General features: G+C 57.8%; 23 protein-coding genes and 2 pseudogenes. 13 read left to right on the top strand and 12 right to left on the bottom strand.

Going from position 1 to position 20,851, the window contains the following annotated elements:
• The first annotated feature begins 167 nt into the window (after positions 1-167).
• Positions 168-1,514 (top strand): class II 3-deoxy-7-phosphoheptulonate synthase, encoded by a 1,347-nt coding sequence (locus BLS87_RS27510; protein ID WP_074757675.1) that lies wholly within the window; start codon positions 168-170, stop codon positions 1,512-1,514.
• 139 nt (positions 1,515-1,653) lie between these two features.
• On the opposite strand, the gene BLS87_RS27505 is transcribed toward BLS87_RS27510, so the two are convergent.
• Together BLS87_RS27505 and BLS87_RS27500 are read right to left on the bottom strand one after the other, a co-directional pair.
• Entirely contained in the window at positions 1,654-2,901 is a 1,248-nt protein-coding gene (locus tag BLS87_RS27505; RefSeq protein WP_074757673.1) for a winged helix-turn-helix domain-containing protein, read from the bottom strand.
• 49 nt (positions 2,902-2,950) lie between these two features.
• Positions 2,951-3,184: a DUF1127 domain-containing protein gene (locus BLS87_RS27500; protein WP_074757671.1), complete on the bottom strand. Its 234-nt coding sequence runs from the start codon at positions 3,182-3,184 to the stop codon at positions 2,951-2,953.
• A gap of 98 nt (positions 3,185-3,282) precedes the next feature.
• Here BLS87_RS27500 and BLS87_RS27495 point away from each other — a divergent pair, with 98 nt between their 5' ends.
• Positions 3,283-4,137 carry a LysR substrate-binding domain-containing protein gene (locus tag BLS87_RS27495; protein ID WP_208605213.1) on the top strand — a complete coding sequence of 285 codons (855 nt, stop codon included), beginning with the start codon at positions 3,283-3,285 and terminating at the stop codon, positions 4,135-4,137.
• Positions 4,138-4,143: 6 nt separating this feature from the next.
• Here BLS87_RS27495 and BLS87_RS27490 read toward each other — a convergent pair whose 3' ends face one another.
• A complete protein-coding gene (locus BLS87_RS27490; protein ID WP_143024499.1) occupies positions 4,144-4,875 on the bottom strand; it encodes a sulfite exporter TauE/SafE family protein in 732 nt (243 codons plus the stop codon).
• Between the two features lie 264 nt (positions 4,876-5,139).
• Between BLS87_RS27490 and BLS87_RS27485 the strand changes: the two genes are divergently transcribed.
• The 3 genes from BLS87_RS27485 to BLS87_RS27475 all read left to right on the top strand — a co-directional run bounded on the left by BLS87_RS27485 (position 5,140) and on the right by BLS87_RS27475 (position 7,525).
• On the top strand, positions 5,140-5,613 hold the full coding sequence (locus BLS87_RS27485) for a MarR family winged helix-turn-helix transcriptional regulator (RefSeq protein WP_074757667.1): 474 nt from the start codon (positions 5,140-5,142) through the stop codon (positions 5,611-5,613).
• A 446-nt stretch (positions 5,614-6,059) separates the two neighbouring features.
• The gene (locus tag BLS87_RS27480) at positions 6,060-6,479 is read left to right on the top strand and encodes an organic hydroperoxide resistance protein (protein WP_074757665.1); all 420 of its coding nucleotides are present in this window, start codon (positions 6,060-6,062) and stop codon (positions 6,477-6,479) included.
• Positions 6,480-6,505: 26 nt separating this feature from the next.
• On the top strand, positions 6,506-7,525 hold the full coding sequence (locus tag BLS87_RS27475; RefSeq protein WP_083370773.1) for an alpha/beta hydrolase: 1,020 nt from the start codon (positions 6,506-6,508) through the stop codon (positions 7,523-7,525).
• Positions 7,526-7,767: 242 nt separating this feature from the next.
• Here BLS87_RS27475 and BLS87_RS27470 read toward each other — a convergent pair whose 3' ends face one another.
• Together BLS87_RS27470 and earP are read right to left on the bottom strand one after the other, a co-directional pair.
• A complete protein-coding gene (locus BLS87_RS27470) occupies positions 7,768-8,337 on the bottom strand; it encodes an elongation factor P (RefSeq protein ID WP_074757663.1) in 570 nt (189 codons plus the stop codon).
• A gap of 87 nt (positions 8,338-8,424) precedes the next feature.
• Complete coding sequence (gene earP / locus BLS87_RS27465) at positions 8,425-9,573, bottom strand: elongation factor P maturation arginine rhamnosyltransferase EarP (RefSeq protein ID WP_074757661.1); 1,149 nt, start codon at positions 9,571-9,573, stop codon at positions 8,425-8,427.
• Between the two features lie 113 nt (positions 9,574-9,686).
• On the opposite strand from earP, the gene BLS87_RS27460 reads away from it, so the two are divergent.
• The 4 genes from BLS87_RS27460 to BLS87_RS27445 all read left to right on the top strand — a co-directional run bounded on the left by BLS87_RS27460 (position 9,687) and on the right by BLS87_RS27445 (position 11,590).
• A complete protein-coding gene (locus BLS87_RS27460; protein WP_074757659.1) occupies positions 9,687-10,082 on the top strand; it encodes a hypothetical protein in 396 nt (131 codons plus the stop codon).
• Positions 10,083-10,108: 26 nt separating this feature from the next.
• The gene (locus BLS87_RS27455; protein WP_074757657.1) at positions 10,109-10,591 is read left to right on the top strand and encodes a GreA/GreB family elongation factor; all 483 of its coding nucleotides are present in this window, start codon (positions 10,109-10,111) and stop codon (positions 10,589-10,591) included.
• A gap of 121 nt (positions 10,592-10,712) precedes the next feature.
• Positions 10,713-10,919 (top strand): hypothetical protein, encoded by a 207-nt coding sequence (locus BLS87_RS27450; RefSeq protein WP_074757655.1) that lies wholly within the window; start codon positions 10,713-10,715, stop codon positions 10,917-10,919.
• 113 nt (positions 10,920-11,032) lie between these two features.
• Positions 11,033-11,590, top strand: a complete 558-nt coding sequence (locus BLS87_RS27445; RefSeq protein ID WP_074757653.1) for a DUF1003 domain-containing protein — start codon at positions 11,033-11,035, stop codon at positions 11,588-11,590.
• Positions 11,591-12,089: 499 nt separating this feature from the next.
• Here BLS87_RS27445 and BLS87_RS27440 read toward each other — a convergent pair whose 3' ends face one another.
• A complete protein-coding gene (locus BLS87_RS27440) occupies positions 12,090-12,503 on the bottom strand; it encodes a YciI family protein (RefSeq protein WP_074757651.1) in 414 nt (137 codons plus the stop codon).
• A 277-nt stretch (positions 12,504-12,780) separates the two neighbouring features.
• On the opposite strand from BLS87_RS27440, the gene BLS87_RS27435 reads away from it, so the two are divergent.
• From BLS87_RS27435 to BLS87_RS27420, 4 genes and pseudogenes are all read left to right on the top strand, one after another.
• Complete coding sequence (locus BLS87_RS27435; RefSeq protein ID WP_074757649.1) at positions 12,781-13,320, top strand: PaaI family thioesterase; 540 nt, start codon at positions 12,781-12,783, stop codon at positions 13,318-13,320.
• A 39-nt stretch (positions 13,321-13,359) separates the two neighbouring features.
• A complete protein-coding gene (locus BLS87_RS27430; protein ID WP_074757647.1) occupies positions 13,360-14,502 on the top strand; it encodes a thiolase family protein in 1,143 nt (380 codons plus the stop codon).
• 239 nt (positions 14,503-14,741) lie between these two features.
• Positions 14,742-15,545: a 2,5-didehydrogluconate reductase DkgB gene (gene dkgB / locus BLS87_RS27425; protein ID WP_074757645.1), complete on the top strand. Its 804-nt coding sequence runs from the start codon at positions 14,742-14,744 to the stop codon at positions 15,543-15,545.
• A 138-nt stretch (positions 15,546-15,683) separates the two neighbouring features.
• Positions 15,684-16,328, top strand: a pseudogene (locus BLS87_RS27420) (gamma-glutamyltransferase); the annotation flags it as partial.
• A 280-nt stretch (positions 16,329-16,608) separates the two neighbouring features.
• Here the strand turns inward: BLS87_RS27420 and BLS87_RS34775 are convergent.
• From BLS87_RS34775 to BLS87_RS27385, 6 genes and pseudogenes are all read right to left on the bottom strand, one after another.
• Positions 16,609-17,043: pseudogene (locus tag BLS87_RS34775) on the bottom strand (PoNe immunity protein domain-containing protein).
• Positions 17,044-17,159: 116 nt separating this feature from the next.
• Positions 17,160-17,459: a PoNe immunity protein domain-containing protein gene (locus tag BLS87_RS35385; protein ID WP_425262255.1), complete on the bottom strand. Its 300-nt coding sequence runs from the start codon at positions 17,457-17,459 to the stop codon at positions 17,160-17,162.
• A gap of 68 nt (positions 17,460-17,527) precedes the next feature.
• Positions 17,528-17,968, bottom strand: a complete 441-nt coding sequence (locus BLS87_RS35380; protein ID WP_074757639.1) for a hypothetical protein — start codon at positions 17,966-17,968, stop codon at positions 17,528-17,530.
• An 11-nt stretch (positions 17,969-17,979) separates the two neighbouring features.
• Positions 17,980-18,612 carry a hypothetical protein gene (locus BLS87_RS27395; protein WP_074757637.1) on the bottom strand — a complete coding sequence of 211 codons (633 nt, stop codon included), beginning with the start codon at positions 18,610-18,612 and terminating at the stop codon, positions 17,980-17,982.
• A complete protein-coding gene (locus tag BLS87_RS35375) occupies positions 18,602-18,883 on the bottom strand; it encodes an HNH/endonuclease VII fold putative polymorphic toxin (RefSeq protein WP_425262254.1) in 282 nt (93 codons plus the stop codon). The genes BLS87_RS27395 and BLS87_RS35375 overlap by 11 nt, the downstream gene beginning before the upstream one ends.
• Before the next feature lie 208 nt (positions 18,884-19,091).
• A partial coding sequence (locus tag BLS87_RS27385) for a DUF637 domain-containing protein (RefSeq protein WP_208605208.1) occupies positions 19,092-20,851 on the bottom strand: 1,760 nt, incomplete at its 5' end.

Genomic DNA, 20,851 nt, shown 5'->3' with positions numbered 1-20,851 from the left:
TCGCGAATGAATTCGCTCCCACAGATTCCAGACCGCCGCGCGCGCTGTTAAAGAGATCAGAGCACGGGAAAGCGCGGATTGTCAGGCATGCGCCCCCGGCAGGTCACGCAAATTATCGGGATGAACTGCTACCATGGCCGTCCGATCGCACTGAATTCGAGTTCATCATGAGCCAACCCTGGAGCCCCGACAGCTGGCGGGCGCTGCCTATCCAGCAGCAACCTCAGTACCCCGATGCCGACCACGTATTGCGTGTCGAGCAGACCCTGGCCAGCTACCCGCCGTTGGTGTTCGCCGGTGAAGCCCGCGAGCTGCGCCGACAGTTTGCCGAGGTCACCGAGGGTCGCGCGTTTCTGCTGCAAGGTGGCGATTGCGCCGAGAGCTTCTTCGAATTCTCTGCCGCGAAAATCCGCGACACCTTCAAGGTGTTGCTGCAAATGGCGATTGTCATGACCTTCGCGGCGGGCTGCCCGGTGGTCAAGGTGGGGCGCATGGCCGGCCAGTTCGCCAAACCGCGTTCGTCCAACGACGAAACCGTGGAGGGCGTGACGCTGCCGGCCTATCGCGGGGACATCGTCAACGGCATTGGCTTCGATGAAAAAAGCCGCGTGCCGGACCCGGATCGTCTGCTGCAGGCCTATCACCAGTCCACCGCGACCCTGAACCTGTTGCGTGCATTCGCCCAGGGCGGCTTTGCCGACCTGCATCAGGTGCATCAGTGGAACCTGGACTTCATCGCCAACTCGGCGCTGTCGGACAAGTACAGCCAGTTGGCCAATCGTATCGATGAAACGCTGGCCTTCATGCGTGCCTGCGGAATGGACACGTCGCCGCAATTGCGCGAGACCAGCTTCTTCACTGCGCACGAGGCGTTGTTGCTCAATTACGAAGAAGCCTTCGTGCGCCGCGACAGCCTGACCAACGATTTCTACGACTGCTCGGCTCACATGCTGTGGATCGGCGACCGCACCCGTCAGCTGGACGGCGCACACGTCGAATTCCTGCGCGGCGTGAAGAACCCGATCGGGGTGAAAGTTGGCCCAAGCATGAACACCGACGACCTGATTCGCCTGATCGACATTCTCAATCCGGACAACGATCCCGGTCGTCTGAACTTGATCGCGCGCATGGGCGCCAACAAGGTCGGCGATCATCTGCCGGGGCTGATTCGTGCCGTCGAGCGCGAAGGCAAGAAAGTCCTGTGGAGTTCGGACCCGATGCACGGCAACACGATCAAGGCGAGCAGCGGCTACAAGACCCGCGACTTCGCGCAGATCCTGGGGGAGGTGAAGCAGTTCTTCCAGGTGCATCAGGCGGAGGGCACGTATGCCGGCGGGATTCACATCGAGATGACCGGGCAGAACGTCACCGAATGCATCGGCGGCGCGCGTCCGATTACCGAAGACGGCTTGTCGGACCGCTACCACACCCATTGCGATCCACGGATGAACGCCGATCAGTCGCTGGAGTTGGCGTTTCTGATTGCCGAGACGTTGAAGCAGGTGAGTCGGTAACAACATTCAGCCCTGTAGAAGCGCGCTTGGTATGACCCGAATCCGTACGATTGCGATCTGTCTGTAACGATTGCTTCGTCTGACCCACCGCAATCGCGGGCAAGCGCGCTCCTACAAGGGTGGCGCCAACCTCCAACGGTTAGAGATGCCCTAATCCCTGGGCGAGAAACGCCACCCGCAAGCGCGCCGCACTGGCGCGTTGGCAGTTGATCAAGACGTCGGGCAACCCCAGCCAGTCCGCCAGTTGCCGCAGATTCGCCGCCAGGGCGTGCATGCCTTCCTCGTCCAGCCCTGGTTCCTCTTCGTGCACGGCATGCACCGCCAGCCTTCCCGCCGCTCGTTCTGCCCGCAGGTCTATGCGCGCGGCAATACGCTCGTTGTGCAAGAAGGGCAGGACGTAATAGCCGTACACGCGCTTGTGCGCCGGGGTGTAAATCTCGAGCCGGTAGTGAAAATCGAACAAGCGCTCGGTGCGGGCTCGCTCCCAGATCAGTGAATCGAAGGGCGAAAGCAGTGCGCTTGCAGTGATTTTCCGCGGCACCTTGAGTGCCGGCAGCGCATACGCCGGCTGTTTCCAGCCTTGCACCTGAACCTTCTCGATCGCCCCCTCTTCCAGTAACTCGGCAAGCCCGGCTTTTGCCGGTGCAGGGTCCTGACGAAAATAGTCGCGGATGTCTTTTTCAGTCCCGACGCCCAGGGCCGTGATCGCCCGCAGCAACAAGCCGCGCTGCGCATCGGCCTCACTGATGTCCGGGTGATTGATGATGGAAGACGGCAGCACCCGCTCAGGCAAATCGTACAGCCGCTCGAAGCCGCGACGGCCTGAAACGGTGACCTCGCCTGCGGCGAACAACCATTCCAGCGCATGCTTTTCCGCGCTCCAGTCCCACCAGGGGCCTGCCCGCTCCTGACGGGTGCTCAGGCTGCCCGCCCCCAACGCGCCTTGATCGCGGACGGCTTGCAGCACCCTGGCGATGGTCGGTCGCTCTTCGCGTCCGAATGTGGCCAGTTGCTGATAGATACCCTCGCCCTGCGACGCGCGCTGCATGCGCCAGCGCATCAAGGGGTACAGCTCGACCGGCAGCAACGAAGCCTCGTGCCCCCAGTATTCAAAGAGTTTGCGTTGCCGGCCCTGACTCCATGCGACCTGATCCAGCAGTTTTTGCGGATAGTTGCCCAGTCGGGAATGCAGCGGCAGGTAATGCGAGCGAACCAGCGCATTGACCGAGTCGATCTGCAGGACGCCGAGGCGCTCGATCAGTTGCGTGACGTGGCTGGACGTGAACGTCGCCGGTGGCCGGCGGCCATTAAAACCTTGTGCCGCCAGCGCCACACGACGGGCTTGCTTGAGGGACAGCTGAGATGGGGTCGGCAGTTCTGCGGGCATTCAGGATCTCCTGATCGATTCGCAAAACTACCCGATCCCCCCTGCCCTGTCAGTGTTTCATCGGGTCATCCCAGAACGGACGATCAATTTCCTCGTAGACATCGGCCCGGCTGAGGCCGATGTCCTTGAGTGCATCGTCGCTCAGGCTGGCCAACACCACGCGCTCGCGATGCAGCTTGCGCCAGCGAGCAATCTGCGAGGTCGCAGTATGCCAGGCGCGCTCGACAGCCGAGTCATGGGACAGCGTTTTGAGTACCAGTACGTAACCTTTTTGACCTTTCATCGTCTTGCCCTCCAAGTGGGGATGGCTAGATTTTCTGCTCGGGCTTAATATCAATCCAACGAATGTTTCTGATGCACGGCATCTGGGAGATTGATGCAATGGCCACCTATCCGAGTATCGACAGTGAACTGCTGAGGACCTTCGTCGCCATCGCTGACCAAGGCGGCTTCACCAAAGCGGGCGAAGTAGTCAATCGCACCCAGTCGGCGGTGAGCATGCAGATGAAGCGACTGGAAGACGATGTCGTTCAGCGCCCCCTGTTCCAGAAAGACGGCCGGGTCCTGAACCTGACAGCCGAAGGTCAGGTGCTGCTGGGTTACGCCCGACGCATCCTTAAATTGCACAGTGAAGTGTTCAACACACTGCGCGAACCGCACATGATCGGCACCGTGAAAATCGGCACGCCGGACGACTATGTCATGCGCTTTTTGCCGGGCATTCTGTCGCGCTTCGCTCAGGCGTATCCGCTGATTCAGGTGGAGGTGCATTGCGAATCCTCGGCGCAGCTGTTGCAACGTCAGGACCTGGACCTGAGCATTGTCACCCGCGAGCCGGGCAAGGAGATCGGCCAGATTCTGCGTCAGGAGCGCTTCGTCTGGGCCGAGGCCGCAGGGTTCTGCCCGCACGAGCAGACGCCGATCCCGCTGGCGATGTTCAACAGTGACTGTTTTTGCCGCCTGTGGGCGAGCAATGCGCTGGATGCGGCGGGTCGGGAATATCGCGTGGCGTATACCAGCGCCAGCCTGTCGGCGATCATGGCGGTGGTCAGCGCGGGCCTTGCGGTGACGGCCCAGTTGCAAAGCCTGATTACCTCGGACCTGCGTATTCTGGGTGACGCCGAAGGGCTGCCACAGCTGCCCTCGGCGAGCATCGTTCTGCTGCGCAACCCCAATAACCCTTCGCCGATCACCGAGTGCCTGGCCGATCACATCGCCGAAGGTTTCAAGCTTTAGGCCGCGTCACACCCTGAAGCACAGCATGATTGCGCAGATCACCAGAAACACGCAGAACAGCGACCGCAGCAAGCGCTCCGGGAGGCTATGGGCCAGCGCTACACCCCAACTGATGCTCGCCAGCCCGCCGATCGCGAGTGGGATGCCCATCAGCCAGTCGACATGGTCGTGCACCGCATAGGTCGTCAGGGTGATCACCGTGGCGGGTGCGGCCAATGCGAGGGCAAGGCCCTGAGCGACCACTTGGGTGGCGCCGAACAGGCCCGTCAGAATCGGCGTCGCAATCACCCCGCCCCCGACACCGAACATCCCCGCCGTCACGCCGGAACCTACGCCGAGCAACCACAACCAGTTGCGATGACGTAATTCAAGACCTGCATCGCCTTTGCGCCAGTACATCTGAATCAGGTTGAAGAGCGTCAGCACGATGAGAAACGCAACAAAGCCGATACGCATGCTTTGCGCGTCGACCCGCACCGCCCACAGCGACGTCAGCCATGACACGAAGAAACTGGGGCCAATCAGCATCATGGCGTTGCGCACCGAAATCCGGTTGCGCTGGTTGTAGCGCCACAGCGCAAGCAGCACGTTGGGCAGCACCATCAGCAATGCAGTGCCTTGCGCCAATTGCTGATCGAGACCAAACAGCACGCCCAGTGCAGGAATGGCCACCAGCCCGCCTCCAATGCCAAACAGCCCGCCCAAGGTGCCCATGGCAGCGCCCAACAGCAGGTACATCACAACATCGACAATCACGCGCGGTCCTCAGTTTAATCCTGCGCGCATGCTACGCAGTCGGGCGAAGCGGGGAAATCCGCAGTCGAATATTACGCTCAACGAAACGTGATCAGTCGGTTCACGATTCGTGTTTTAACGTCTCCCGAATCAATCTGTGGCATTGCGATAGAAAAACACCGGACGACCGATTACCGAAATTATCTGGTGCAATAAAGATCATGGCACTAAATTACCAATCACTACCGATTAACCGAGGAACACCCGATGAACGCCGAAAAAGGCTCCACCACGGCGGGCGCTGGCAGTTGCGACGATTTGCTGCTGGATAACCAGCTGTGTTTTGCCCTGTACTCCACGTCACTGATGATGACCAAGGTGTACAAACCCCTGCTCCAGGCGCTTAACCTGACCTATCCGCAATACCTGGCCATGTTGGTGCTGTGGGAGCGGGATGGTTTGACGGTGGGAGAAGTCAGCACGCGCTTGCTGACTGATCCGGGATCGTTGACCCCTCTGCTGAAACGACTGGAAACCGAAGGCTTGATCAGCCGTACGCGGAGCAAAGAGGACGAGCGCGTCGTCCTGCTGACCCTGACCGAGCAAGGCAAAGCGTTGCACACCAAAGCGCAAAGCATTCCACAGTGCATTCTGGCGGCCAGCGGCATCAGTGTTCAGCAACTGCAAGCGCTACAGAAAGATCTGTTGGGGTTGCGCGGGAACCTGCACGGCAGCATCTGATGACCCCCTCCTTCACTTAAGGCCAGCCTTGTTGCTGGCCTTTTTTATTGCCGCCCGACCCTGCCACTGATCTCTGTAGGAGCGCGCTTGCCCGCGAAAGCGTCCGCGCAGGTATCACGAGGGTGCCTGCATGAATGCCTTCGCGGGCAAGCGCGCTCCTACAGGATCCGTGGTGAAAGCGCCGTCTGGGCATGGCTTGACGGCGGATGCGATTTCACGGGCGCCTTCGCTTTTGACGGCACAACAAAAAATTAAAAATAAATCGTTATTTATCAATAAGTTAAATAGATTCAGTTCAGCCCCTCACGATTTTTTTGAAAAACTTCAGAAATTTATATTGCGCACTAAACATTTGCGCAGTACATTTCATCTCACTTGCTTAGCGCGCAAACTTTTAGCGCTAAGCACAACCGGCCTACGCCAACATCATCTAGTGAGGAAATATCATGCAAACTCTCTATACCGCAGTCGCAACCGCAACCGGTGGCCGTGATGGCCGTGCTGTTTCCAGCGACAAAATCCTCGACGTGAAACTGGCCACCCCGAAAGAATTGGGCGGCGCCGGTGGTGAAGCCACCAACCCTGAGCAACTGTTCGCCGCCGGCTACTCGGCCTGCTTCATCGGCGCACTGAAATTCGTCGCCGGTCAAAGCAAACGCAGCATCCCGGCCGACGCCTCGATCACTGCCCATGTCGGCATTGGCCAGATCCCTGGCGGTTTCGGTCTGGACATCGACCTGAACATCAACCTGCCAGGTCTGGACCAGGCCGACGCCCAAGCGCTGGTCGACGCGGCTCACCAGGTTTGCCCTTACTCCAACGCCACTCGCGGCAACGTTGACGTACGTCTGCACGTAACCGTCTAACCCACCCGACCCCGTAGGAGATAAACATGAACACGTTCGGCAAGATTCTGGCTGGCTCGCTCCTCGCCCTTTCGGTCGGCAACGCTTTCGCAGCGACCGACACCGGCGTCGAGCACAACACACAGGCGTTCCTCGATGCGCTGAATTCCGGTGGTGGCAAGCCGATCGAACAGCTGTCGCCCAAGGATGCACGTGCGGTACTCACGGGCGCTCAGGCCGGGGTCAAGCTGACCCTGCCAAAAGCCGATGTCAGCCAGAAGACCATCTCGGTCGATGGCCAGAACATCAGCCTGACCATCGTGCGTCCGGCGGGTGTGAAAGGCACCTTGCCCGTGTTCATGTACTTCCACGGCGGCGGCTGGGTGCTGGGTGACTACCCGACGCACGAGCGCCTGGTGCGGGATCTGGTAGAGGGTTCCGGTGCGGTGGCGGTGTTCGTCAACTACACCCCTTCGCCTGAAGCGCACTACCCGACCGCGATCAATCAGGCTTACGCGGCGACTAAATGGGTTGCCGAGCACGGCAAGGAAATCAACGTCGACGGCAAACGCCTTGCGGTAGCGGGCAACAGTGTCGGTGGCAACATGGCGGCGGTCGTCAGCCTGATGGCCAAAGACAAAGGCACCCCGGCGATCAAGTACCAGGTGCTGCTGTGGCCAGTGACCGACGCCAACTTCGATACCGGTTCGTATGACCAGTTCGCCGAGGGCCACTTCCTCACTCGCAACATGATGAAGTGGTTCTGGGACAACTACACCACCGATCCCAAACAACGCGCCGAGATCTATGCCTCACCGCTGCGCGCCACGCTGGATCAGTTGAAAGGCCTGCCGCCTGCGCTGGTGCAGACCGCCGGTGCCGACGTCCTGCGCGACGAAGGCGAAGCGTACGCGCGCAAACTGGACCAGGCCGGTGTGCCGGTCACCGCAGTGCGTTACAACGGCATGATTCACGACTACGGCCTGTTGAACGTGGTCAGCCAGGTACCGGAAGTGCGGTCTGCGATGTTGCAGGCGTCCCAAGAGCTGAAGGTTCATCTGAAGTAAGACGAAGCACGTCGGATGAATCTTCAGCGATTCATCTGACGCCATCGCGGGCAAGCGCGCTCCTACAAGGTATCGAGTCACCTGTAGGAGCGCGCTTGCCCGCGATGGCATCGGTGGGTTCGACATGCAATCCTGCGAATGGAGACATGCGAGATGAACGGGTAATCGACAAACCCTTCGGCCACAAAAAAGCCCGACTCAATGGTCGGGCTTTTTCGTATCCGGCGTTACAGAAGCAATGCTTATTTAGCACGGCCTTTGTAGGAACCGCCTTCACGGGTGTCGATCTCGATCTTGTCACCGATTTCGATGAAATCAGCCACTTGCAGTTCGGTACCGTTTGCCAGCTTGGCAGGCTTCATGACTTTGCCGGAAGTGTCGCCGCGAGCGGAACCTTCGGTGTAGTCAACGACGCGCACGATGGTGGTCGGCAGCTCTACGGAAACCAGACGGTCTTCGAAGAATACGGCTTCACAGACGTCAGTCATGCCTTCTTCAACGAAAGGCAGAACGGCTTCGATGTCTTCGGCGTTCAGCTCGTACATGGTGTAGTCGCTGGTGTCCATGAACGTGTACGAATCACCGCTGATGAAAGACAGGGTGGCTTCTTTACGGTCCAGGATCACGTCGTCCAGCTTGTCGTCGGCGCTGTAGACGGTTTCAGTCTTGTAGCCGGTCAGCAGGTTTTTCAGCTTGGTCTTCATGATCGCGCTGTTACGGCCCGACTTGGTGAATTCAGCTTTCTGAACCAGCCAAGGATCGTTGTCGATACGGATCACGGTGCCGGGTTTAAGCTCTTTACCAGTTTTCATTACGAGTATCCGAATTTGGATTGAAGTTCTTTCTAAGCCCTGTACGAAAAGCCACTTTTCGTACAGGGCTTAATACAAGGCCGCGTATCATATCCAATTTCGGTAAAACGTTACCAGCGCAGTCGTCAGATCGTCTTGCAAGGCCTGTTCCAGACACCACCGTTCAGCGTGCGCGGCCAGCTCGGCGCGGTGCTTTTCCAGGGTATTCCAGCTTTGCGTCATTGTCTGACCCGCGTTCCAGTGACGCCAGACCTCGGTCAGCGCTTGCCCCGCCTCTGTGGATAACCCCGCCAGATACAGTTCGAGAAACGCGTCCAGCTTCGCCCAATGGGCATCGTCGTCCTGTTCGTAGATGTGCCAGATCAGCGGGCGACCCGCCCATTGCGCGCGCACAAACGAATCTTCGCCACGCACGACGTTGAACGCGCAACACCACAGCAGCCGGTCGTAATCTTCCTGACGAACGAACGGCAACACCTGAATCGTCAGGGCGTTGCGCTGGTTCAAATCGCCCGCTTTCAAGGCATCAACACCGAGCCAGCGCTCCAGGTCTCCCAGAATCCGACCTTCCGGCACCAGCAAATGGGTTTTGCGATCATCGAACGCCAGGCAGTCGAGCCACGAACCCAAACCTGCGTGTTCGTAGGCGAACAACGAAATCAGCCGGGGCGGCCCCTGTTCAGCGTCTGCCTGTGGACAAATACCGAGGCTGGCCAAAAACGCCTGCTGCGCGGCCGGGTTCTGTTCGAAGGCCTGCCGACGTTCGATCAGCCCGGCTTCGCGCAGCAAGCCGCCGGTGCTGGTCCGGAACCCCGGAAAGAAGAAGAATTTCTGGATGCCGCTGGACTGCAACGACGGCAACCCATGGCAACCGGTGACCCACTCTTCCGCACTGAGGTATTCAAGGTTCAACCACAGTGGACGCGGATTACGGGCCTTCATGGCGTCGATGTAAGCGGCGGGTAGATGACAGGCGAACGCCTCGATCACCACGTCGGCAGGCTCGGCGGGCTGCCAGTCCTTGGCCCAGAAACAGACGCTGACGCCGTCATGCCATTGCTGCACTGCCTGAGCGTCGGCGCCCGGACACAAGCGAGCGAACACCGACAGGTCGTCGACCCACAGGCGCACCTCCATACCATGCTCGGCGACCAGTTGTCGGGCCAGACGGAACGTCACGCCAACATCACCAAAGTTATCCACAACAGTGCAGAAAATATCCCAAGAGGCTTTCATCCGGGCTCCCTGAGGATGTTCAAAAAAACGGATTGTCCTTCATAACAGCGCAGAATCACCAGCCCCGGTCGTGCGACAATCGGCGCCAACGTCATACAAGTAGGGAGTCTGCTATGTACGTCAACCATCGCCAATTGTCCGTGACGCTCCAACCGCTGAAGCTGATTCTGTCCATCGCCGTCGGTATCTGGCTGGGTTTCATGGCCGTGGCACTGACGGGCTGGCTGATTTACAAAGCGCTGCCTGCCGAGCAGACCCAGGCGCTGAGCAATGCGGCCAATCAGATGACCAGCCCGCCCGCCGCCAAGGCAAAGCCTGAAAGCGACAACCCGATGTTTGACCAGTACCGGCAGATCTTGCGCGACAGCGAGGGCCGTCAGACGCAGGAAGCCGAGCAGGCTGAACGCCAACGCAACTTCAATGGCCCCAAATGCCAGTTCTGGATGCAGCAGAATCAGACCGCGCCCAGCGAGAAGAGCCGCGCCGCGATTTACCAGTTCTGCGGTTGATTCCTTCCACGAGACAAGCAGCACTCATGAACAAGCAGCAGGTCCTGCAACGGATCATTGAAAAACTCGAGGTCGATCTGGACATCGCCGTTCGTGCCGCGCAGACCGCGTACGAAACCGCGACCCATGAAGAGAACATCGCCGAGAACAAGTACGACACGCTGGGCCTGGAAGCCTCGTACCTCGCCGCTGGGCAGGCGCGTCGCGTGGAAGAGATTCGCCAGTCGCTGACGCTGTACCAGAACCTCGTGCTCAAGCCTTTCGACGACACACGCGGCATTCACTCGGGCGACCTGATCGTTCTGGAGTCCGCCAGCGGTGTTGCGCAGCATCTGTTCCTGGGACCGGATGCGGCGGGCTTGAAAATCAGCGTCGATGGCACCCTGATCACCGTCATCACGGCCAAGGCACCGCTGGGCCAGAACCTGCTGGGCAAGTTCGATGGCGATGAGGTGCAGATCAGCGTGAACGGCAGCCGGCAATCGTTCGAGATCACGCACGTGCTGTGATCCATTGATCATTTGCAGGGTTGAAGGGTCTGAGTTTTTGTGGGTAAGGTGAGCAGTCGCACGACAAACGGTGAACCGGAATATGGAGCCGGGCACACGGATTTAACCAAGGAGATATTTCATGACGAACGTCATCACTTTCCCTGACGCCCATGAACGTGATCGCCTCAAGTCCAGTGACCACCAAGGGTTGAGATACCTGAACAAGAAAGAGCGACAACTGATCGACCGCCTGCGCATGACCAGCCATGCAGGCCGTCAGTATGTGTATGACTACGCCAACATCATGTCGCGGTCTAAGCCGTTGTATCCCGAGCCCATGGATTGACGCTCAGGTCGTTGCCTGACCTGTCGGGATGAGTCTGCCCGCCATGCGCGGCGCCAAAGGCGGTTGATCTGAGCCTATAGTGGGCAGATGTTTTTTGCCCTCAGGACACCGCCATGCCCGCAGTCACGCCCGAACCCGTCAACACTGACGTGCCTTCCCTCACCCCGGCGAAAGTCGATCACCTGCGTTTCCACAAGGGCCACGCCCACCTGGCACCCACGTTTGGTAACGATGCCTTCGCGCTGAAAGCAGAAGCGTTTGCGCGGTTCTTCGGTACACCGACGTTTCTCGGCGCCCAGACATTGATCGTGCTGCTGTGGGTCGGCGCCAACATCAGCGGTCTGGTGACGTTTGACCTGTACCCGTTCATCCTGCTCAACCTGGCCTTCAGTCTGCAGTCGGCCTACGCCGCGCCACTGATCCTGCTCGCGCAGACCCGCCAGTCGGCGCGGGACAAAGCCAATGCCGATGCCGACGCGCAGCACCGGGAAGCCCTGGCCGTGGCCAACGAAGAACGCATGGCCCGCGCGGCGGAGCACACCGCGCAGATGCTCGAACTGCTTGAACAGAACACGCGCCTGACCGAAATGACCAAAGTGCTGACCGAACGCGTCGAAGCGCTGACCGCCGATATGCACAAGCATTTTGTAAAGAAGGAAGGGCACGCTTGATACCTTGAGAACCGACTTCTGGCCGGAGGACGCAGGCAGCCGACGTGTCGGCGATCGGGCGCGAAGCGGCCATAGATTTGGCAGATGCAGTCTGCCTGCAACGGCCAAGGGGTCTGGTTTTACTGCCGGTGCCCGGCAGATCGTCCGAGTGCGGCCCAGAGCAAGCGCGCTACGGCCTTCGGCCAGAATAAAAAACCAATCGCATACCGTCACGCCTATTGCGACGTTGCTACCGCCTAGAAGGCGTGCAGGCAGACCGCAATCCTGCTTCTGCCCGGAGGGCGTGGGAGCATTCGGAGGTTACGACGGACGCGATGGAGCGCGCAGCGGTCCTGAAATCATCCGGCGCGGTGTGCCAGGCTGATCGCGTTTGCAGGATTCACTGCCGCTGCGCGCCAGATCGTCCGACTGCGGCCCAGAGCAAGCGCGCTCCTACGGCCTGCGGCCAGAATCAAAAGCAGTCGTCAGTTCCAGCCTGATCAAGGGGCCACGTTACCGATCAGGGCTTGGCGTCGTGCTTCTCCTTGAAGCCCGCCGATGCCGCCTGCACATCCGGCGCGAAATCCTCGAAGCCCATGACCTTGCGCACCTCAACGGTCTCGTTGTCCCCGGCCGGGCAACGCTTGGCCCACTCAATCGCCTCATCGAGCGACCCCAGTTCGAGCATCCAGTAACCGCCCACGACTTCGCTGACACCGGGGAACGGCACCTGAATCACCTTCGCCTGCCCATTGCTGAACGTCACCCTCGCCCCCACGCTCGGCGGATGCAGCCCATCGAGCGAAAGCAACACGCCCGCCTGTTGAAGCGCTTCGTTGTACTTCATCATTCGCTCGACCGCTGCGGCGTCCGGTTGAGTGCCGGGGGCTGCGGTTTCGTATCCTTTGGGGACCATCAACATCATGAATCGCATGGCAGGCTTCCTTCGGTAGAGGGCATCTTTAAAGGCTCCTGGACACCATAGCCCAGGGTTTCAGACAGTAGTCGAACGGCGCCCGGCCAAATCGACAGCCCTTATCCCTCCTCATTCAGAACATCCGCGGACTGCCCGGACCGCTAACGTTGAACCGCAGGCTGAGCGCTTTGGCCACTGCTGGACATTTATGATATTGCGGTTGTCATGGAACAGCGGGATTATGACCGTAATTTTTCTACACCCGACAACCCGATGCTTCCCCGGAGCGAACGCCATGCAAACCACCCCTCGCGAAGAAACCCTCGCCCTTTGGCTCGCTCAGGAGCAAGACATGCGGGCCCGGCTGGGCAAGGCTGGCAGCATGAGCCTGATCGACGTGGCTCAGCTCACCCCTCAGGAGTTTTTCGACGGGATCGGCAACGGCCTGTACCCGCATCCGCCGATTGGTGAGTTGATGGATTTTGTGCCCATCGAATGGACGCCTGGCCGCTTCATCTTCCAAGGCACACCCGGACCACAGCACTACAACCCGCTGGGCAGCGTGCACGGTGGCTACGCCGCCACCCTGCTCGACTCGTGCATGGGTTGCTCGATCCACACCCGACTGAACAAGGGCCAGGGTTACACCACCCTCGACCTGCGCATCAGCTACATCCGGGCGCTGACCAACAAGACCGGCCCGATACGCGCCGAAGGCACAGTGGTGCACGTCGGCCGTTCCACGGCGCTGGCTGAAGGCAGGATCTATGACGCCGATGGCCGTCTGTACGCGACCGGCACCACCACTTGCATGATCCTCGACATGAACCGCTGAACGTCCAACCGACTGCCCACGCCTCCCTGGAGAATCGCCATGCCCCCCGCCACTGCCTCGATCGTCATTGCCGGCTATGCCCGGTCGCCCTTTCATTTCGCCAAGAAAGGCGGCCTGATCAACCTGCGACCCGACGACCTCGCCGCCCAAGTGCTCAAAGGCCTGGTCGACAAGCTCTACCTCGACCCCGCAGCGCTTGAGGACGTGATCATGGGCTGCGCCTACCCCGAGGCCGAACAGGGCATGAACATCGCCCGCATTGCCAGCTTCCGCGCGGGCTTTCCCGACACGCTGGGTGGCGCGACCATCAACCGCTTCTGCGGTTCTTCGATGAGTTCGGTGCATTACGCCGCCGGGCAAATCATGCTCGGCGCGGGCGAAGCGTTTCTCTGTGCGGGCGTCGAATCCATGACCCGCGTGCCCATGGGCGGCTTCAACATTTCACCCAACCCGACCCTGATGCAGGACATGCCGCAGGTGTACATGCCCATGGGGTTGACCGCCGAAGAAGTCGCTAGACGCTTCGACATCAGCCGCAGCGAACAAGAAGCCATGGCCGTTGAGTCCCACGCCAAAGCGGCCAACGCGCGTGAACGGGGTTTGTTCGTCGATGAAATCGTACCGGTGACGACACCCGATGGCGTGGTCAGCGAAGACGGCTGCATCCGCCCCGGCACCAGCCTGGAAGGTCTCGCGGGGCTGAAGCCTGCCTTCGGCGGCACCGTCACGGCGGGCACGGCTTCGCCCTTAACCGACGGCAGTGCGGCGGTACTCGTCTGCACCGAGGACTTCGCGCGCACCCATGGCCTGGAGATTCTGGCGCGCATCAAAGGCGTCGCGGTCGCCGGTTGCCCACCGGACATCATGGGCATGGGCCCGGTTTACGCGACCCGCAAATTGCTGCAGCGCGCCGGTTTGAGCATTGCCGACATCGATCTGATGGAGATCAACGAAGCCTTCGCCAGCCAGTCCATCGCGTGTGTGCGGGAGCTGGGGCTGGACATGGCAAAGGTCAATCTGGACGGTGGCGCGATGGCCATGGGTCACCCGTTGGGCGCGACAGGCGCACGCATCACGGGCAAGGCGGCGTCATTGCTCAAGCGTCAGGGTGGCCGGTATGCGGTGGCGACCCAGTGCATTGCCGGTGGCCAGGGCATTGCGACGTTGCTTGAGGCGGTTTGATTTTTCCGTCAGGTCGGTTTTCTGCGCCTGATAAATCGTTCGCGGGCAAGCGCGCTCCTACACGGGTTTTGCGAGCCGCCGTGGGAACGCGCCTGAATCAATGCACTCTCAAACGGTCCCAATCTCCACTGCATTCATGATTCCCGGTCAAAACTCCCTTTCCGATCCCCTGGTTTTTCCGCAGGGATCGAATCGGGATACTGGGCTTCAGACTTCTATCCTTCGCAATGGAGAACCCCATGACTGTTCCTGCATTTGGCCTCGGCACCTTCCGATTGAAAGACCAGGTCGTCATCGATTCGGTCAGCAACGGCCTGGACCTGGGCTACCGCGTTATCGACACCGCGCAGATCTACGGCAACGAGGCCGAAGTCGGCCAGGCCATCGAGCAAAGCGGTATTGCGCGAGACGAGCTGTACATCACCACCAAGATCTGGACCGACCACTACGCCGCCGACAAGCTGATCCCGAGCCTGAAGGAAAGCCTGGCGAAGCTGAAAACCGACCACGTCGACCTGACGCTGATTCACTGGCCATCGCCACAAGGCAAGGTGCCCGTCGCCGAGTTCATGGGCGCACTGCTGGAGGCGAAGAAGCAAGGCCTGACACGTGAAATCGGCGTCTCCAACTTCACCGTGGCATTGATGAAAGAAGCGATCGAAGCGGTTGGCGCCGAGAACATCGCCACCAACCAGATCGAGCTGCACCCGTACCTGCAAAACCGCACCGTGGCTCAGTTTGCTCATGAGCATGGGATCAAGATCACCTCGTACATGACCCTGGCGTACGGCGAAGTGCTGAAAGACCCGGTGATCCAGCAGATCGCCCAGCGTCATCAAGCCACCCCGGCACAGGTGACGCTCGCCTGGGCGATGCAGTTGGGTTACGCGGTGATCCCGTCGTCAACCAAACGCGCCAATCTGGAGAGCAACCTCAAGGCCGTGGACCTGAAGCTGACCGACGACGACATGGCGCAGATCGCCCGTCTGGATCGCGGCCATCGCCTGACCAGCCCGGCCAGCCTGGCGCCGCAGTGGGATTGATCGAGCAACTTCGCCACTCTTGATACGGCTCGGGTGGCCGTGAGCCGCAGATGTCTTACGCTGCCCGGACGGCCACCTCGGTACAGGAGCTGATCGCCGAAACAAGGGGCGAGTCGTCTTACCGCGGTGAGCTGGGAGCATCTGCTGAACCCTGCTTACCTGATGGAACGCGCTTCACGGGTCACCGAACAGGCCGCCGACCCGCCACACGGCTCACCCAAGGAAGGAGGCAACGTGTACCTGTCCGCCGCCGACGAGAGCGGGATGATGGTCTCGTTCATTCAGTCGAACTACATGGGCTTCGGTTCCGGCGTCGTGGTGCCGGGCACCGGGATCAGCCTGCAAAACCGTGGCGCCGGGTTCAGTCTCGACCCCGAACACGTGAACGTCGTCGCACCCGGCAAGCGCCCTTTCCACACCATCATTCCCGGTTTCGTGATGAACGCCGACGGCACGCCGTTGATGTCCTTCGGCTTGATGGGCGGCCCGATGCAGGCTCAAGGTCATCTGCAAATGATGATGCGCATCCTGCGCTACAAGCAGAACCCACAAGCCGCCGCCGATGCACCCCGCTGGAGAATCGAAGCGGGCCTGAAAGTCGCCGTGGAGCGCTCGTTCGATCGTCTGGTGATCGAAGAACTGCGCGCCAAAGGCCACGAAATGGAAATCGAAGACCCGAGCGGCGTGTTCGCCTTTGGTGGCGCACAGATCATCCAGCGCACCGCCCATGGGTATGTCGGCGGCACCGATCCAAGGAAGGATGGGCTGGTGGCGGCGTATTGACGCAACCTGCCACGAGCCAGACCGATGCAAGAACGGTGGGAGTGAGCTTGCTCGCGAAGAATTAGGCTCATGGGCCGAAGATGCAAAGGGTACGTCGGTTCCCTGGTGTGATGGCGGTTCTCAGTAGGTTTACTTCAATGGGGCGGGTGTCGGGATGAAAATGCTTGCAGGACCGCGCGGCCTACAGGGTCTTAGCGGTCTTTCAACATCACACTAAAGACACTTCCAACTGCTTAGGCACTAATAAAAGCCACAAGCTGGTTTCAGGCATTAGAAAAGGTTACCGAAAAAACTTTCTAAACCATCTTTTTTCGGTAGTTTGTCCAGAAGAGGCAGTGCGCTCACGAGGGTGAATCAGATCCCCGGGATAATGCTCCAAGCCCAAACAAAGCGAGTCATCGATACTGAACGCCTTCACTACGCCAACCGCCTCAGTGCACCACCGCCCAAATTAACTACCCATAGATATAGGATTTTCCGCAGGGTCACCAAAGCTACACCAGTACGGTTCAATCATCCCGGCCTTACTTTTTTTCTGCTGGGGGCGCTTCAAACCTTTATACCAATTTTCGACAAACAACTTTAATAAGCCAGGTTGGAAGTCAGGATCGGCATCAACACAATCCAGTAACTTAGTATAAGGGACGGGGTGAAGTATAGCCTCACCGATGCGCCTGCTAGTATCACGAGAGCCTATTACTTTATCTAGCAGCACATCTTATCCTTCACCGCCAATCAGTGTCACCAACCTATCCCACAAAGCACTTTGGATATTGAGTGCTAGCGCTATCCCAATCAACCTGCAGCACCAATTGTAGTGATTTAAATTATCTATCCTGAATACCCAATCCCTGCAGCTTTGAATATTTTCTTTTCGCAGACTTCGGCTGCTTTTTGATTCGAGCGTTCCCACGCTTCGATAAGATCTGGAAAATTCCGACCTATACTGGCAACTTTACCCCCTCTGGAATACTGCCTCATCATAAGCCGTAGATGGCGCTCGGCGAGATCGAAAATATACTGTGGTTCGTATAAAGGATTAGCAACGAGCATAGAGAGACGCTGGTTACTGTTAGCGATTGAAGCTAAATCAGCTTCTATTCGACTCGACCAGTAGACTTTATCTCCCATCGCGTCTCTAATCATGGCTGTGCTATCACCTCAGAAAATAACCGCCCTACAGCGATATAATCGCTATGTCAAATCAGAGCATCAAACCCAGCCAAAACCTCTTGTACAGGCACAACCCATTCCGATATGCGAGCTCCGTCTTCATTGTGCGTTTCCCTCTGCCTGATATAACTATTGACACTGTTCGGACTAAACTCACCACCATAATCCTGGAGAAATAAAATCTTATTCTGCACAAGGCACTCTAAGCCGCCATAGTAAAATATCCAGACAGGTATGAAATTGGCGTTTTGGGGATCCCGCATTGATGTGATTATGGCTGTATGCTGCCCTATTTTTAAACCGGCGTTTATAGAACACCTCCAGCTCTCCAAGTATTGCTCTCTAGTCCAATACGAAAGTGCTAGGGAAAACTTTTCGTGATTTCCCGACAGATCAAACGAGCCTTCTATTACTGGCTCATTGTAGTGCTCAGACACATTATCACTCACAATCACATTAAAACTCATCGGCGAAACACTCAACTCACCATCTTCAGTAATACTTCCGATGTAGCAAGCATGACAAAACCACTTTCACGATCATCAAATTCACCAATCTTCTTCAGCAACCCGCCTACTTGCAACACTTCCATAAAGCCAGAAAGATCATCATCTAATTCACCGCAAAATTTTTTATCCATCATCCCTTGCACGGCGAAACCTCCAGGGATTAGTAAAATATATGCACAACGCTCCTGAAACAACAACTCACTTACAGACGCTATAGAAAAAGTCGATAGGCGCTGCGCTCCAAAAAATTTTATCCCTCCACTTTCTTCGTAAGCTTTCTCATAAGCCTTGCTCCCTCCACGCACCTCCAGCCCTCGTGATTTCAACGCTCCCCAAAGGCCTCTGTGCCTTACAATTCTAGTGTCCGGTTGACGCGCAGTATTTCCTAGCACCAACCACGCTTCAAATCCATCTAGATTGCTCACCATTTTCTTGTAAAGATACTCTAAAACAAAGGATACCGATGTTCGCACCGTCCCTTTCACAAAAAACGTTGCTGCGGTTAGCGGCTGATTCCCCATTGAAAGATTTTTTTTTAGCATCAGCACATCATTTTCTTCAAAAACGTTTTTGACTGTCGCAATTTCAACATTAGTAGTCATAGTGATTCCCCGATTCATCGTTAAAGTGCGATCCTCTGTTTTGAGAGTTCCCTACACCGAAATCATGGCCGCCTGAATCATCCCTAATCCTTATTGTCTTGACTCCGCCACCCGACGCAGGAACCTCAAATTCATAAATCAAACCAGGCTGCAAATTGCCTCTTTTATCCAAATTTAGCGTCACCTTGCTAGGCTGCTGGCTGGTAGGAATTCCCGACTGGCGCTTAGCCTCATTAAATGCACCCGCACGGCCGGCTCCCAGCGGGCTCATATTTTCAGGGGCAGCACCTTTGACACTCGAGCTTCCACGCCCGGCAAGGATCCCCATAGCCGCCATCGACGTTAACTCAACTATGGCGCTAGCTTTTTCCTTGACCGTCAGTTGCTTACCGGCTAGATGGTTAAGCCAATCTGTATCTCGATCCCACTCCCCCAGTTTTGCTTGTTCGGTTTCGGTTAACCACCCCTCGGATATAAACTTAGCCGTTGCAATCTGCTGATCGGTTATGAAGATCCCCCCCCCAGCGGTCTACACCCTGTGAGGGGATCAAGACATGGGCGGGATCACCAGTCAGCAAGCCATACATATCATAGGCAACCGAGTTTCGGAAATACCCCAGCAAATCCTGAGCAACAGGGTCGTCAATCGCTATTGTATTGGCCTGGATTGACTCTACGCACCCGCGCGTTGGGCAGTCCCCAATTGCTTTAGACCTCTCTGCCGATAGTTTTTCATAATTTCCGACAATTTCTCTAATTTTTTGCTCGCTGCAACCAGCCGTAGCTTTGCAAGTTTTTAACTCATTAAGCAATTTTTCCGCAGTTGGATGATCGAGACTGTTAAATTTGGTCGCTTGCGAGGCAACCCATCCTGCAACAGCTTGATCTTTATCAGATCCACCCGCCGATGCGGCCACCGTTAGTCCTATCAACTGAGAGGTCATCGCCAGCAACTGGTCATGCATGCCGCCACTGAATATTTTGTCGCCGACTGAAGTGAGGAACGCCTCATTGGCGCCTGCAGCCAGTGCTCCTGTTTTGAAGTCGCCCCCTGCCAGCTCAGCAATCAAACCACCGACCAGTGCATGCGCGCCTAACTTGGCGGGTAAGCCGGAAAACTCTAACTGCGTCCCGAGTCGATTATAGAGACCAGCTGACAAAGCATCTGCTGCGGAACTGATCGCGGCTTGAGCAAGGTTGTCTTTTAAACTTCCACCCTGGATCGCAGTGCCAGCAACAGCCGTAAACCCGTTTTCCGCAAAGGTGTAACTAGCGAACTGTGTAAAACCGTCAACTGTTCCTAGCTCAAAGCCATGAGTGGCTTTGACAGCGTCGTCTGGAGATACGCCATAAGCCTTGTCCAGAACTCCTGCCGCGAAGCCAGCCGCCAGACCGCTGATCAGGTAGCCTTTCATGCTGTCTGCGGACGTCACATCCTTTAGTACGGCACCTAGATTTCCTTGGTTGTTAACCGCGCTAACCGCAGCCTGCGAAACCGCCGCAGAGAAACTTGCAACAGCGGCAGCGCTTGCAGCACTGGAGATGGTTGCAGCGTATGCGCCAAGTCCTGCGGTCGTTGCCGCTGTGGAGGCAGCACTTCCAGCGGCCGTACCGATCGTTGCAGCCGTGCCCGTGCCAGCAGTCAACACGGTTACAACGATAATGATCGCCAACATCGCACCCTGACCCAGGCCCGAATGGCTGTATTTATAAGAGTCGTGCGTCTCTTTGATCAGCTTCCAGTCAACATCCCCGCGCTTTTCAGCGTCCTTCAGCCACGCCAGATCCGGATTTGCCGTGACCATTGCGTCAATGGCTTCGCTGACCGTTTGTTGATTCACCTGCTTGACGTCAATGTGCAGTCCGTCAACAGCCTTGATCGCCAGATTGCCTTTCGCGATCAGCTCGCTTTGGCGCAAGGTCTCATCGGTACTACCCTTGCCCGACATGGAATTCCACGCCAAGTCGCTTTTGCTCTTCTCATGGCTCTCCTGATGAAGGTCTTTAACGCCCTCAAACAGAATCCCTCCACCACTGTTAAGGGTCAGATTTTTGCCACTGTCGAGCTTTGCAACCTGATAGTGCTGATCCCCGCCACTGACCAGCATCATGTGGCCGCCGGAGGTGATCTCGCTGCCGATGTGGGTGACCTGCGTCACCTCATCGCGCTTGGTTTTCTTGCTACCAAAAGAGCCTTTGCTTTTCTTGTCGTACAGCGAGTAATCACTGTCCTGCGCTG

The organism is Pseudomonas abietaniphila (assembly GCF_900100795.1).
Taxonomy (GTDB): domain Bacteria; phylum Pseudomonadota; class Gammaproteobacteria; order Pseudomonadales; family Pseudomonadaceae; genus Aquipseudomonas; species Aquipseudomonas abietaniphila.
The sequence above is the reverse complement of the archived record's forward strand: the minus strand, read 5'-3'. Positions and strand labels throughout refer to the sequence as shown.

What these genes read in the sequence shown, in the direction of transcription:
- BLS87_RS27510 (WP_074757675.1), top strand. Translation starts at nt 168, where the DNA reads ATGAGCCAACCCTGGAGCCCCGACAGCTGGCGGGCGCTGCCTATCCAG.
- BLS87_RS27505 (WP_074757673.1), bottom strand. Translation starts at nt 2,901, where the DNA reads ATGCCCGCAGAACTGCCGACCCCATCTCAGCTGTCCCTCAAGCAAGCC.
- BLS87_RS27500 (WP_074757671.1), bottom strand. Translation starts at nt 3,184, where the DNA reads ATGAAAGGTCAAAAAGGTTACGTACTGGTACTCAAAACGCTGTCCCAT.
- BLS87_RS27495 (WP_208605213.1), top strand. Translation starts at nt 3,283, where the DNA reads ATGGCCACCTATCCGAGTATCGACAGTGAACTGCTGAGGACCTTCGTC.
- BLS87_RS27490 (WP_143024499.1), bottom strand. Translation starts at nt 4,875, where the DNA reads ATGTACCTGCTGTTGGGCGCTGCCATGGGCACCTTGGGCGGGCTGTTT.
- BLS87_RS27485 (WP_074757667.1), top strand. Translation starts at nt 5,140, where the DNA reads ATGAACGCCGAAAAAGGCTCCACCACGGCGGGCGCTGGCAGTTGCGAC.
- BLS87_RS27480 (WP_074757665.1), top strand. Translation starts at nt 6,060, where the DNA reads ATGCAAACTCTCTATACCGCAGTCGCAACCGCAACCGGTGGCCGTGAT.
- BLS87_RS27475 (WP_083370773.1), top strand. Translation starts at nt 6,506, where the DNA reads ATGAACACGTTCGGCAAGATTCTGGCTGGCTCGCTCCTCGCCCTTTCG.
- BLS87_RS27470 (WP_074757663.1), bottom strand. Translation starts at nt 8,337, where the DNA reads ATGAAAACTGGTAAAGAGCTTAAACCCGGCACCGTGATCCGTATCGAC.
- earP (WP_074757661.1), bottom strand. Translation starts at nt 9,573, where the DNA reads ATGAAAGCCTCTTGGGATATTTTCTGCACTGTTGTGGATAACTTTGGT.
- BLS87_RS27460 (WP_074757659.1), top strand. Translation starts at nt 9,687, where the DNA reads ATGTACGTCAACCATCGCCAATTGTCCGTGACGCTCCAACCGCTGAAG.
- BLS87_RS27455 (WP_074757657.1), top strand. Translation starts at nt 10,109, where the DNA reads ATGAACAAGCAGCAGGTCCTGCAACGGATCATTGAAAAACTCGAGGTC.
- BLS87_RS27450 (WP_074757655.1), top strand. Translation starts at nt 10,713, where the DNA reads ATGACGAACGTCATCACTTTCCCTGACGCCCATGAACGTGATCGCCTC.
- BLS87_RS27445 (WP_074757653.1), top strand. Translation starts at nt 11,033, where the DNA reads ATGCCCGCAGTCACGCCCGAACCCGTCAACACTGACGTGCCTTCCCTC.
- BLS87_RS27440 (WP_074757651.1), bottom strand. Translation starts at nt 12,503, where the DNA reads ATGCGATTCATGATGTTGATGGTCCCCAAAGGATACGAAACCGCAGCC.
- BLS87_RS27435 (WP_074757649.1), top strand. Translation starts at nt 12,781, where the DNA reads ATGCAAACCACCCCTCGCGAAGAAACCCTCGCCCTTTGGCTCGCTCAG.
- BLS87_RS27430 (WP_074757647.1), top strand. Translation starts at nt 13,360, where the DNA reads ATGCCCCCCGCCACTGCCTCGATCGTCATTGCCGGCTATGCCCGGTCG.
- dkgB (WP_074757645.1), top strand. Translation starts at nt 14,742, where the DNA reads ATGACTGTTCCTGCATTTGGCCTCGGCACCTTCCGATTGAAAGACCAG.
- BLS87_RS35385 (WP_425262255.1), bottom strand. Translation starts at nt 17,459, where the DNA reads ATGGGAGATAAAGTCTACTGGTCGAGTCGAATAGAAGCTGATTTAGCT.
- BLS87_RS35380 (WP_074757639.1), bottom strand. Translation starts at nt 17,968, where the DNA reads ATGAGTTTTAATGTGATTGTGAGTGATAATGTGTCTGAGCACTACAAT.
- BLS87_RS27395 (WP_074757637.1), bottom strand. Translation starts at nt 18,612, where the DNA reads ATGACTACTAATGTTGAAATTGCGACAGTCAAAAACGTTTTTGAAGAA.
- BLS87_RS35375 (WP_425262254.1), bottom strand. Translation starts at nt 18,883, where the DNA reads ATGAGCCCGCTGGGAGCCGGCCGTGCGGGTGCATTTAATGAGGCTAAG.